At 33.6% G+C, this 11,547-nt stretch carries 12 protein-coding genes; 4 read left to right on the top strand and 8 right to left on the bottom strand.

Annotated elements, in window-relative coordinates:
- Window positions 1-36 precede the first annotated feature (36 nt).
- The 5 genes from A5821_RS17075 to A5821_RS17055 all read right to left on the bottom strand — a co-directional run bounded on the left by A5821_RS17075 (window position 37) and on the right by A5821_RS17055 (window position 3,704).
- Window positions 37-1,119, bottom strand: coding sequence for an endonuclease/exonuclease/phosphatase family protein (locus A5821_RS17075; RefSeq protein WP_086312150.1), 1,083 nt, complete (start codon window positions 1,117-1,119; stop codon window positions 37-39).
- A gap of 15 nt (window positions 1,120-1,134) precedes the next feature.
- The gene (locus tag A5821_RS17070) at window positions 1,135-1,587 is read right to left on the bottom strand and encodes a hypothetical protein (protein ID WP_086312149.1); all 453 of its coding nucleotides are present in this window, start codon (window positions 1,585-1,587) and stop codon (window positions 1,135-1,137) included.
- Window positions 1,588-1,826: 239 nt separating this feature from the next.
- Window positions 1,827-2,219, bottom strand: coding sequence for a MerR family transcriptional regulator (locus tag A5821_RS17065; protein WP_086312148.1), 393 nt, complete (start codon window positions 2,217-2,219; stop codon window positions 1,827-1,829).
- On the bottom strand, window positions 2,216-3,070 hold the full coding sequence (locus A5821_RS17060; protein WP_086312147.1) for an SDR family oxidoreductase: 855 nt from the start codon (window positions 3,068-3,070) through the stop codon (window positions 2,216-2,218). The genes A5821_RS17065 and A5821_RS17060 overlap by 4 nt, the downstream gene beginning before the upstream one ends.
- A gap of 85 nt (window positions 3,071-3,155) precedes the next feature.
- Window positions 3,156-3,704, bottom strand: a complete 549-nt coding sequence (locus A5821_RS17055) for a DUF1697 domain-containing protein (RefSeq protein ID WP_086312146.1) — start codon at window positions 3,702-3,704, stop codon at window positions 3,156-3,158.
- A gap of 114 nt (window positions 3,705-3,818) precedes the next feature.
- On the opposite strand from A5821_RS17055, the gene A5821_RS17050 reads away from it, so the two are divergent.
- From A5821_RS17050 to A5821_RS17035, 4 genes are all read left to right on the top strand, one after another.
- Entirely contained in the window at window positions 3,819-4,190 is a 372-nt protein-coding gene (locus A5821_RS17050; protein WP_086312145.1) for an iron chaperone, read from the top strand.
- 239 nt (window positions 4,191-4,429) lie between these two features.
- Window positions 4,430-5,035, top strand: coding sequence for a TetR/AcrR family transcriptional regulator (locus A5821_RS17045; RefSeq protein ID WP_086312144.1), 606 nt, complete (start codon window positions 4,430-4,432; stop codon window positions 5,033-5,035).
- A 102-nt stretch (window positions 5,036-5,137) separates the two neighbouring features.
- Window positions 5,138-5,851 (top strand): ABC transporter ATP-binding protein, encoded by a 714-nt coding sequence (locus tag A5821_RS17040; RefSeq protein ID WP_086312143.1) that lies wholly within the window; start codon window positions 5,138-5,140, stop codon window positions 5,849-5,851.
- On the top strand, window positions 5,844-7,406 hold the full coding sequence (locus tag A5821_RS17035) for a hypothetical protein (protein WP_086312142.1): 1,563 nt from the start codon (window positions 5,844-5,846) through the stop codon (window positions 7,404-7,406). The genes A5821_RS17040 and A5821_RS17035 overlap by 8 nt, the downstream gene beginning before the upstream one ends.
- Window positions 7,407-8,846: 1,440 nt before the next feature.
- Here the strand turns inward: A5821_RS17035 and A5821_RS17030 are convergent.
- The 3 genes from A5821_RS17030 to A5821_RS17020 all read right to left on the bottom strand — a co-directional run bounded on the left by A5821_RS17030 (window position 8,847) and on the right by A5821_RS17020 (window position 11,245).
- Window positions 8,847-9,425, bottom strand: coding sequence for a GNAT family N-acetyltransferase (locus tag A5821_RS17030; protein ID WP_086312140.1), 579 nt, complete (start codon window positions 9,423-9,425; stop codon window positions 8,847-8,849).
- A 128-nt stretch (window positions 9,426-9,553) separates the two neighbouring features.
- The gene (locus tag A5821_RS17025; RefSeq protein ID WP_086312139.1) at window positions 9,554-9,778 is read right to left on the bottom strand and encodes a helix-turn-helix transcriptional regulator; all 225 of its coding nucleotides are present in this window, start codon (window positions 9,776-9,778) and stop codon (window positions 9,554-9,556) included.
- Between the two features lie 267 nt (window positions 9,779-10,045).
- Window positions 10,046-11,245: an MFS transporter gene (locus A5821_RS17020; RefSeq protein WP_086312138.1), complete on the bottom strand. Its 1,200-nt coding sequence runs from the start codon at window positions 11,243-11,245 to the stop codon at window positions 10,046-10,048.
- Window positions 11,246-11,547 lie beyond the last annotated feature (302 nt).

Here is an 11,547-nt window from a genome sequence, read left to right as displayed (position 1 = left end):
AAGAAACGAAGCCCCTTGTTCTGGCTTCGTTTCTTTTTATTTATTTAACTTAAATGTCAGCTCAACTGGATTATGATCTGAATTTTTAAATGCACCATCAATCACTTTTCCACCGATATTTTCTACATTATCTGAAATAATAAACCCATCGATCAATGCTACAAATGACTCCCCTTTTTGATAAGGCTTATCTAAATTACGGACTGACGGTACAGGTGTTTCCGTCTCATTCAACGTTGCTACATGTAAATTTTTCGGCAGCTCTTTTTTAGGAAAAGGTTGCAACCAAGTATATTCCTCTTTTGTGTCATTTTTAAATGTCTCAGTCGAAGAATCTAGCAGATCATGATTAAAATCACCACCGCCAACTACATAATTCCCCTTTTTGTATTCATTTTCCATATGATCGAATAATTTATGAACTTGTTCTTTTTGAATTTTTTGGTCTTTAATATAGGCAGATAAATGAACATTGTACAGCATTAGATATTTGCCATTCTCAACTGGTATTCTGGACACCGTAAAGGCACGATCTAAATCAAAAAATTTATTGAAATTAGTTTCAATTGGTAAGCTATAGCGAGTAGCCTCTTCAATTTCACGATTACTCAACGTAAGAATACCTGATTGAGACTTACCAATTGGATCTAAAATAGGATACATTAGAAACGCTGAATCATAGTTGGTGGCAAATACACTTGAATAGTCATTAAACTGTTGCGTAATTTGAGTCACTTCATCCACACCGCGGCTACGAGTAGCCTTTTTATCAACTTCTTGGAATAAAGCAAAATCTGGATCGATCATTTTCGTTGTATCAATGACACCAGAGATATTTTCGACAACACTTGCTTTACTGACTGCTTTCGATTGTTTTCCACCGTCCATAAAGAATGTGTAATCTGGTGTATACGATCCATATCCGATATTAAAAGTTGTGATTTTGTATTCTTTGTTCGTTGAAACTTGTGTTGCTTTTGCCTTTTGAATCGTTTCTACAGATAAATTATCAGCGATTCTAGAATAACTGAAATAAACGTAGCCGACATAGGCTAGAATAATTGCGATAAAGAGGGTTAAAATGCCTAGACAGATTTTAAGCGCTTTTTTTAAGTTCATTATTTTCTCAACTTTCTACTGTGTACTTTCCATTCTACAATAAGAACAAACTGTTTCATTTGAAGGCATTGGTGCTCCGCAAAAATGACAGATTTTATTTCCTACTTTGATCGTTTTCTTCAGTGTTTCATTTTCTGTTTCTTTTTGAACCTCTTTTGTCACCGCAGATCGGGTGACCTTATGCTTATCCTCAACAGCTTGCTTTTTTGGTTCTGGCTCTCTATAAAACAGGCTTGTAACAGCTTCAAACAAACCAATCATGATAATTATATCGGAATCCCAATTGCTAAAGACAAAAATAAATAAAAAGAGTAAAATACCACCAGAAATGAAATCTCTGTTTAATATTCTAGGAATCCCCGTTGCACCTAGAAATAAAGTTAGAAAAAACGTATTTCTAGGTTTCATATTATACAACAAACCATCTCGTTTGATCATAAATAGATTATTTTTTATAAACTGCCACATTTTCTTTTCCCCCAACACATTTCCATCTTTTTAATGTAATATTCATTATAAGCATAAAATGGGTAAGATTCAATATAGCAAGAGAAGGTGGCTAGAAAAAACTCCTCGAAAATCCACAAAAAACCGTGCAATGCAGAAAAAGCACTGTACGGTTTTTTTATTCTATTACTAAATTTTTAACAACTTTTGTTATAACCTTATTTGGTGTTTTTTATTGAACTAACTTATTGTATCATTCTCTATTCACGATTCATTTTATCAATCATTGTTGTTGTTTTAGGCAATAGATCTTCGTAGTAATCTTCAATTTTTATATTTATTGTAGTTAATCTTTCCTGAAGTTCTTCGATTTTTGCTGTGATTCGTTCCTGTTCTTCTTCAAGCAAATTTTTCCTAGCTTCAATCGTGCTTTCACCTAGATTTGCGAGACGTACATACTCAATGATCATCTCCAACGTCATACCAGATGCTTTTAACTTTAAGATCGACTGGATCCATTCAAGATGAACTGCATCATAATCTCGAACGCCATGAATTGTTCTAGTGACTGTAGGTATCACACCAATTCTTTCATAATACCTTAATGTATCAGCAGAAACACCTACGAGTTCTGCCATTTCTTTGATAGTCATTTAGCTTCCTCTTTTTTTATATAATCTACTGACTCCGATAATTTTTTATATTTTTCTGTCATTAAGATTTTCTCGTTCGAGCGATTTAATGCCACTTCGTAAGCATCACTGCCGACCATTAATTCTAAAGGCGGTTCGTCCATTTCAACGATTTCCATGTATAACGCTGCGACTTTCTTAGGATCTCCTGCTTGATTGCCATTCATTGCTGCAACGAACCCTAGACGTTCCTCTACTGATTTTTTATAGGGATCACTGATTTTTTGAGACATCATATAGGAATCTTCTGACAAAAACTCTGTCCGTAAATATCCCGGTGCAACGTTGATGACATGAATGCCAAAAGGCTTGACTTCATCGGCAAATGCCTGCGTAATTCCATTAATAGCAAACTTAGTTCCTGCATAAGTTGACTCAAATGCGCCTGCATAAAGTCCTGAGATCGATGAAGTATTGAGAATATAGCCAGTTTCTTGCTGTCTCATGACGGGCATAACAGCTCTCATCATATTTAGCGTGCCGAATACATTGATATCAAAACACATTCTTACTTCCTGATCAGTTAAATCTTCTACAGCACCTGCTACCATATATCCTGCATTATTCACCAACACATCGATTCTACCAAATTTTTCTACTGCTGATTCCACCACTCGTTTGATATCTTTTTCATCTGTCAAAGACAAACTAACTGGTAAAAACGAGGCACTTTCTGAACCCACTTTTTGAATCAATGTTTCTTTATCTCTGCTCGTTGTGACAACTTGATGTCCATTATGAAGTAATGCTTTCGTCAAATCCAATCCTAACCCTTTTGAACCTCCTGTTATCAACCATACCTTTTTACTCATACTTATCCTTCCTCTCTTTTTGTTGTTTGATCGATCAACAAGGAAAGTATAAACCTTGGAGGTACCTCCAAGACAAGCATTTGTTTCAATTATTTTTTTGCACCAGCTCCGCCAGCTTATTTACAGTGTTAGCGTTTCTGATTGTAATTCGGCTATACATCTTAGTTCCAACGATTTTTGACCAACGGCTTCTGGAAAATGTTTTGATTGGTGCTGACCAGAAAATAACTCTTTCATGGTGGGCTACTTTTTCATATTCTGCTTTAGCTTCACCAACAGATGCGATCACTTCTTCAGTTGTCGTTGGTGGGATCACAAAAATGACATTGTGTTTTGATTCTTTATCTGTATTCCACCATTCTGGCATCTGTTCTAGCGCTGCTAACAAGTCAGTTCCTCGTACAATCGTAACTGTTATATCAAGCTCAAACTCTGATTTTATTAGCTTTTCGCAATCCTCTTTCAGTTGTAAATCATCGGTCTCTTCGCTAGAAAAAATGGCATTTCCACTATTCAAATAAGTACTCACATTTGTAAATCCATGCTGTTCAAAGCGCTCTTTTAAGGTTGCCATAACCACTCGATTTTTCCCGCCGACATTAACGCCGCGTAATAAAGCAATGTACGTTACCATATAAAATCCCTCCTACCTAATCTACTACTTTTACTTAAGGCAAATGTTTCCTTCCTCGTCACTCTTATATTATAATAAAGAAAACAATAACGAGAAAGAAAAGAGGAGAAAAAGATGAAAGATCTAAATGATTTTCTTTCAAAAATTAGTGAACCTGATCATCGGGAAAGATTGGAAGAACTTTTTGATTGGACTATAAAAACTTACCCACAATTTAGCGTTGTCATCAAATGGAACCAGCCTATGTTTACCGATCACGGGACTTTTATCATCGCATATAGCACTTCTAAAAAGCACCTTTCAATTGCGCCAGAAACTGTCACGATCTCAACATTCAAAGAGGATATTGAAAAATCAGGGTACCAACATACAGATAACATCATTAAAATCACTTGGGATCAGCCTATCGACTATTCCTTGCTGAAAAAAATCATTGATTACAACATTCAAGAGAAAATTGATTATACAAAATTTTGGCGAGAATAAGCTCTATAAAACGCCCTTTATTCAAAAAAGTTTTATCGATGAGAATTTATTGAAGTAGCGAAATTGGTTCAAATCTATTATTATTTAGACATAGAGAGTTACTTAATTATCTTCCCCAAAGATAAAATAAGAATTGATCCCATCTTAGTTAAGATGGGATTTTTTTGTTATTACGATAATCAAAAAACGATTGACAATTTGTCAGTACAGTTCTATACTACTTCCAAGGAGGTCTCATCATGCGCGATGTTAAAGAACCCGAAATTCGTAAGGCTGAAATTATGGACGTTGCAGGTCAACTGTTTATGGAAAAAGGCTACTTAAAAACTACTACGCAAGATATTATAGAACGCTTAAATATCTCTAGAGGACTACTTTATTATCATTTCAAAAATAAAGAAGATATACTCTATTGTTTAGTCGAACGTCAGACAACGCCTCTTTTAAAACAATTGAAGCAAATAACTTATAACACAAATTATTTAGCCATCGAAAAAACTCAAAAATTTATCGAAGCTACAATGATCAAATCAGAAAGTATTACTGAACAAATGGTTAGCCTTCAGCAATCTGTTGACTTAGAACAGAATCGCTATGTAACTGATCGTTTTTCACATAAACTAGTTACAGATGTTACTTTATTTTTTGAACACATCATTGTTCAAGGAAACGAAGAAAAGGTTTTTCACGTAAATCATCCTTTCGAAACGGCTGTTTTTCTGATGACAGGTTATGTCTTTGTCTCTAATGATATAAGAGAATCATCTGATCACGAAAATTATTTACATGCATTTCATGAGTGTTTAGAACGTGTATTACAGTCTAGCAAACCCATTTTTAATTAAACAGCCCCAACAATTCTAATGAGTTGTTGGGTAATTTTAAAGCTTAGACTGACACTTTGTCAGTCTAGCCAACTCAATATTAGATAAAAGGAGAATCACGATATGTTAACAATTAAAAATTTGACAAAAACCTACGAAAATAAGAAGAAAGCTGTAGCAAATCTAAATCTCACAATTAAAGCTGGTGATATTTTCGGATTTATTGGAGGAAACGGTGCGGGAAAAACAACAACTATTAAGTCTATTGTTGGAATCCATGATTTTGATTCTGGAGAAATAACTATAAATGGCACCTCAATCAAAGCTGACCCCATAGGTTGTAAAAAGAAGATGGCCTATATCCCAGATAACCCTGATTTATATGAGCATTTAACTGGTTTTCAATATATTAACTTTATTGCTGATTTATATGAGGTTTCAGAATCGTCACGAAAACAAAAGATACAGTATTATGGCGAATTATTTGAGATGTTGCCTAATCTTGGTCAAGTGATTACTTCTTACTCTCACGGAATGAAACAAAGAACTGCATTGATCGCAGCCTTTATTCATTCACCTGAATTACTGGTTTTAGATGAACCATTTGTTGGTCTTGATCCTAAAGCAACTTTTGTTTTGAAAAATCTTATGAAAGAATTAATCTCAAATGGTGGTGCAATCTTTTTTTCTACTCATGTACTAGATGTAGCAGAAAAGTTATGTAATAAAATCGCTGTGATCAAAAAAGGAGAATTGATTATTACTGGCAAGATACAAGAAGTCATTGGTGATCAATCGTTAGAAGCGTTATTTATGGAGGTCCAAGAACATGCGTAACACACTGATTTTGCTTAAAATTTTAGTCATCAATACGTTTTCGCTAAACGAACTGTTTCAAATAAAAAAAGGCAAAACAACTAAATTGATCAGCGCTCTAGGCATTTTCCTTTTGATTCTATTTTTTTGTTTTTATAATATTCAAACTGCCAAAACCTTGATTCAGATGAAGGAAGGAAAACTGATTCCAGCTTATATGGTGGCTATGTCAAGTTTTATTATGATGGTCATGACAGTCTTTCGCTCAAATGGAATTTTATTTGCAAGTAAAGATATTGAGCTATTATCTACTTTCCCAATAAAGAATCATGATATTATCCGAAGCAAATTTCTATTTATGTACCTTATCAACTTGCTGATTACGATCATTTTTATTTTCCCAAGTAGTATCGTTTGGTTTAATCTTATCCATGTGACTCCCTTGGCTTTATTTTTTTATCTTATGTCTATGCTTTTTATCCCTTTGATTCCAATGTGTTTTGCGGCAACGCTTGGAGCTTTAGTTGTTTTATTTTCGGCTTTTTTCAAAAAAAGAAATTTGTTTTCTCTATTATTTTCCTTTTTAATTTTATGCTTTTTTGGCTTCATCGGTTTTTCTAGTATGCAAACAAAAACTGGCGCTCAAAATATCGGTGCACTATTGGCAAAACAAGTAACTGGGTTATATCCTTTAGCACAATTTTTTTTATCGCAGAATACCTTTTATTTTGTTTATAGTATCTGCGGGTTTATCTTGATTTCTATGTTTGCCTTTGTCTTATTTATTCATTTTGTTTCAAAAAAATATGTATCTATAAATGAACTTATGTCAAAACCTTCATTAAGCCCCACTGCAAGCAATATAATATACACAAAGCAAAGTAAATTTCGTTCACTGTATCAAAAGGAACTACGTCGCTTTTTTTATTCTTCTATATATATTCTTAATACAAGTCTAGGTGTTTTACTTCTTTTCATTTTTAGTCTTTTTTTACTTTTAACTAGTCCACAACGCATATCGCACTTTTTAGGAATTGACATCAGCACGTCTTTACTTGGGCAGTACGCACCTATTTTCATTGCTGGACTGCTTTCTTTAAGTTGTACTACTGCAGCTTCTATTTCCTTGGAAGGGAAAAGCAGTTGGATCATTCAAAGTGCTCCTGCATCTATAAAAACCATTGTTGATAGTAAAATTGCGGTCAATTTGACACTCCATTTTGTCGGTTATATGCCAGCAGTTTTTTCCATACTAGTAAGGATTCATTTGACATGGATTCAATTAATCACCTTGGTGGGTATTCCAATTGTTTTTTCACTGTTCACAGCAATCTTAGGTATTTTTCTCAATAAAAAATGGCCAAATTACACCTGGGATAGTGAAATGTTTGTAGTCAAACAAAGTAGCCCTGTGATCATCACGAATATAACTAGTATGTTTCTAGTTTCACTTCCGCTTTTTTTAACACTTTTTTTGGGCTTACCATGGTTTCCAATCCTTTTAGGTATTTCATTTCTCATAATGCTCTTTTCTGCAATTTTATACCATTCATTATGTCATTCAATCTATATTTAAAAGAGGTGCTTTTGATGAAAAAAGATCTATTTGTTTTCTTGATAATTATTAGCTCTATTCTATTCATTTGTTTATTTTTACCAAGTGAGATTCCTGTGCATTTCAACTATCTGGGAAAAGCTGATCTTACTGTACACAAATATTATTTGCTGTTAGGATCGATTATTCTTTATTCCCTTTACTTGACATTTATCAAGAATAAAAAATAAATGTAACTAGTTCTAGTTACTGTTCACACAAGCGAACAAAAGGTTAAGAATTCCTTTAGAGAAAAATACGCTCATGCTTATAACACTGAACCTATTTTTTACTCACTCCGTTTATTTTTTACTATTTTAAAAAACGTATTGACGAAACTCCTATCTTTAAGTTAAGATAATATTACAAAATTAAATTAAAAAAGGCGCTCTGCAGGAGGACAGCAAATCATCCCGCAGAGCCCTGTATTATAAGCCAGAACTAATAATACAAGTTGCCTTCGTCAATAGTTTATTGACTATTCTCATTGTACTAAAAGTAAGAAAAGATTACTAGTCTTTTTTGCAAATTCAATGTGTTTAGTTCATATTTATTTAGCGAACGCTTCATGGTATTAGTTGCTGACTAATACCATTTTTTAGTTTTGTATCGATTATTAGATAATTAGAGCGAAAAACAAAATAAACAGGCACTCTGTAAGAAGACAGCAAATCCTCTCACAGAGCCCTGTATCGTCAGCCAGAACTGACAATACAAGTTGCCTGAGTCAATGTACATTGACTTATTTATTTTACCTAATTTTTGTAAGAAATACTAGTGTTTTTTACAGTTTTTAGTAATTTAAATAGTTGATGGTTATTCGTTGAACTCTTGCACGGTATTGGTTGGTGACCAATGCCGTATTTTTTTCGCTCTTTTTATAAATAGTAAACATCAAGTTCTCCTTTTTTCTTAACACTTTTTCATATTAATCGCTTGGTGTTTACGAACTGACATTGCTGGAATCATTCATTCACCATATTTTTCTATTTAGTCTAAAAAAGTTGCCGAGTCAATGCGTACAAAATAAATGATTAAAAAAAATAAACATGCAAACAAATAATTTCCTAGATCTACCAGACTAAGTAACAAAAGTAATGATTGATTTCCAGTACGTTAGTAGCAGTCAGATTCTGACTGGCGGAAGACAGAATCTGACTTTCAAGTAAAAAATAGCGGGAATGCAGAGCCCACTATTTCAAACAGCTGTTTATCCATGATGCTATTCCTTTTTAGTAAACAACCAACCCAACCATTTTACCAACATAGGATAAGCAGCTGTTTGTTTTTATTTGTCAGCTTCCATAAAACAATAGAGCTAGAAAAAAGCGCACATTTAATACAAATAACAAACCGCATTCTAAAATGAACTTCCTATTTCTGGTTCATTCTATCTTTATTTCTAATTACCAAATTGTTCTTTTATACTTTTTCCACGAAATGTTCAAGATATTTATCCCAATACTCTTTGTAAACTCTTTCTTGATTACCATCCAGATTTAACTGAAACATTCTAAAGGTTACCTCAATATCCTTAGGCTGCCATCGTTCTTTGTATGAATAGTTGTAGCGCATACCAAGCTTCTTCATGACTTTGCCACTTCCAACATTATGAATATCATGTGTAGCCGTAATATACGTCCATCCCTGAGATTTCAAAAAATTGATCGCTGCTTCACTTGCTTCTGTAATCAAACCATCTCCCCAATACTTTTTCTGCAGACCATATCCAAAATCATGGCTTTCACTACCACTCACTGCAATATAACCAATTGGATCATTGTCTTCTTTTAGGCAAATCACAAAATAATAACCATTTGATTTTTGGTAGTTAGATTCGATATATTCTTTGTAAAATTTCTTAGTGTCCTCGATAGTCTTTAATGGATACCACGGAAGATATTTATTTACCTCTTCATCAGATAATAGTTTGTATAATGCTGTTAGATCCGTTTGGGTTTCTTGTATATTTCGAAGAATTAATCTTTTCGTTTCTATCATTCGTAATCTCCTACTTTTCAATATCAAACATTCCATATTTATTTTTAATATAGCACTTCTCCCCACTAACTTCAAAACAAACTTTAGTTCATCGTTTCAGAACATGTATCGATCTTTTTATATTCATTTTAATCATTTGGCAATTTATCGAACGTAACAAGTTGTTCAATGTTTGTTCCTAGTTCTTCTGAAATAGCGTACATTAATAACAACGAGGGATTGTGCTTATTTTTTTCCAGATTAGCAATTGTTTGTTTTGCGACACCTACTTTGCTTGCAAGATCATCTAGTGACATGTCAAGATTTGTTCGATAATCACTTATATGTATATCTGTTATTTTGCTTTTAACCATTATGAACTCCTTTCTGATTGCTTTATGCTATGAAACAACTATTTCGTCCTTATCGTCCTACAACAAGCATGTATTTTTTACTATTTATAAGATAAAACCACCTTAATATTACCATATAAAACAAAAGTATGAAATAATTTCACTTTTATATACGTAAAATATTTAGCTTAGAAAAAAAGATTGAGCCAAAATGAATAAACAGTTTGGCTCACCCTTAGATTTGAACAGAGTAGCTATTAGACAAAGCCTTTCAGAATATCCACTCTACTATTCAAAGACTCTTCTATTTTTCATCAGTCCATTGCCACCTGCAACGACTGCCAATACCAACAAAATAATTGCCTCTGAAAAAAATGTTCCCCGTATCGTATTAAATCCTGACAGAGAATCTATCAACGCAATTCCATATGGTGAAAATGCTGAACCTATATTAAAACCGACTAAAAGAAGCGAAGTCCTAAATGCTGCCTGATGAGCCGAACCATCATTGATTTTATTAAATAGGTATGGAATAAACGTTCTAAAAGAAAAACCACAAATCAATGCACCGATCCCAGTTACTAAAACACTATTGGAATACCCAATTAAAACCATGGCACCACTCATCAGCAAAAAGGCCATCGGCAGTGTCCTCTCACGAGTGATATTAAATATAGGACCAAATGAAAATCCTGCAGCCATCGCTCCTAAACCAATCAACGACATAATATTACTCCCATCGGTGGCATCACCGTATCCTAAAGAAGTCATTAATAGCGTCCCTTTGATTGTGATCGACATATAAATACAGACAACCATTATCAATAAAATAACATATCCCATAAATTCAAGAGTACTAACTGTTGTCACTTGCTGTTTTTCTCCCGTTGTTTCATAACTTATTTCTTCGATAACACGAGATTGTCTAATATCTTGTTCAGAAACATTTGGTACGAATAAAGCAAACAGAATAAAGATAGGGATAACGATCAAATATACCCAAAATGAAGTTTGCCAACTAATTTTTAACAACTGCCCTACTGTAAAGGTCAATGTCATACCACCAATTCCCTCAAAAGCGCTTTGAAAACCAATTGTTGCTGCTCGTTCACTTCCCTGATAAAAATAACTGATCAAAGAAACCAATAAAGAATTGAACAGCCCAACACCAAAACCAAAACAAGCTCTAGAAATGAATATCAACAAAAAATTAGTGGTCAAAGCTGGGATAACACCTGATACTAAAACAATCCCCAAACCAATCAATACAGTCCTTTTATATCCTAAAAACTTAGCAACTGTAGTACTTAATAAAACAGCTGGAATAATAAATAAAGCTGGGATCGTCGTTAACATTTCTACCAAAGACAATGGAATATTTGAAAAGGTCTTAGCCATTTCTGGGATATTTGCCCCTATTGCTCCACCAGATACAACAACCAGTGATACCGCTAAAATTGATATTTTCTTCATTTTACTATGCTCCATTTGCTTTCCTCCTATATTATACCCTTTCATAAATGTACGTTTTCTTTGTATAGCGTAAGTATGTTCTAGATTGCCCCCATGATATAGTTAATTTATCAAATCAAAACAATTATCAGAGGAGGGAAAGCGATGATCGAATTTCTTTTGAATGCAGCTTACCAAATTACGATATGTAAATGGCTTGAAAAATCAACAAAGAAAAATCCTTAATCACTCAGTATCTTGTTAAAATTCCCTTATCGATTCTCTCATTACTATTTTTAGAATACCTCTTCTAGTGCACTCTAAGTCAAGTGAAAATC

The organism is Enterococcus sp. 7F3_DIV0205 (assembly GCF_002141365.2).
In the GTDB taxonomy this organism is placed as follows: domain Bacteria; phylum Bacillota; class Bacilli; order Lactobacillales; family Enterococcaceae; genus Enterococcus_L; species Enterococcus_L palustris.
The sequence above is the reverse complement of the archived record's forward strand: the minus strand, read 5'-3'. Positions and strand labels throughout refer to the sequence as shown.

Bases quoted from the DNA above. Each gene is read 5' to 3' on its own strand.
- A5821_RS17065 (WP_086312148.1), bottom strand. From the start codon at position 2,219: ATGACTATCAAAGAAATGGCAGAACTCGTAGGTGTTTCTGCTGATACA.
- A5821_RS17040 (WP_086312143.1), top strand. From the start codon at position 5,138: ATGTTAACAATTAAAAATTTGACAAAAACCTACGAAAATAAGAAGAAA.
- A5821_RS17025 (WP_086312139.1), bottom strand. From the start codon at position 9,778: ATGGTTAAAAGCAAAATAACAGATATACATATAAGTGATTATCGAACA.
- A5821_RS17045 (WP_086312144.1), top strand. From the start codon at position 4,430: ATGCGCGATGTTAAAGAACCCGAAATTCGTAAGGCTGAAATTATGGAC.
- A5821_RS17035 (WP_086312142.1), top strand. From the start codon at position 5,844: ATGCGTAACACACTGATTTTGCTTAAAATTTTAGTCATCAATACGTTT.
- A5821_RS17050 (WP_086312145.1), top strand. From the start codon at position 3,819: ATGAAAGATCTAAATGATTTTCTTTCAAAAATTAGTGAACCTGATCAT.
- A5821_RS17070 (WP_086312149.1), bottom strand. From the start codon at position 1,587: ATGTGGCAGTTTATAAAAAATAATCTATTTATGATCAAACGAGATGGT.
- A5821_RS17020 (WP_086312138.1), bottom strand. From the start codon at position 11,245: ATGGAGCATAGTAAAATGAAGAAAATATCAATTTTAGCGGTATCACTG.
- A5821_RS17055 (WP_086312146.1), bottom strand. From the start codon at position 3,704: ATGGTAACGTACATTGCTTTATTACGCGGCGTTAATGTCGGCGGGAAA.
- A5821_RS17060 (WP_086312147.1), bottom strand. From the start codon at position 3,070: ATGAGTAAAAAGGTATGGTTGATAACAGGAGGTTCAAAAGGGTTAGGA.
- A5821_RS17030 (WP_086312140.1), bottom strand. From the start codon at position 9,425: ATGATAGAAACGAAAAGATTAATTCTTCGAAATATACAAGAAACCCAA.
- A5821_RS17075 (WP_086312150.1), bottom strand. From the start codon at position 1,119: ATGAACTTAAAAAAAGCGCTTAAAATCTGTCTAGGCATTTTAACCCTC.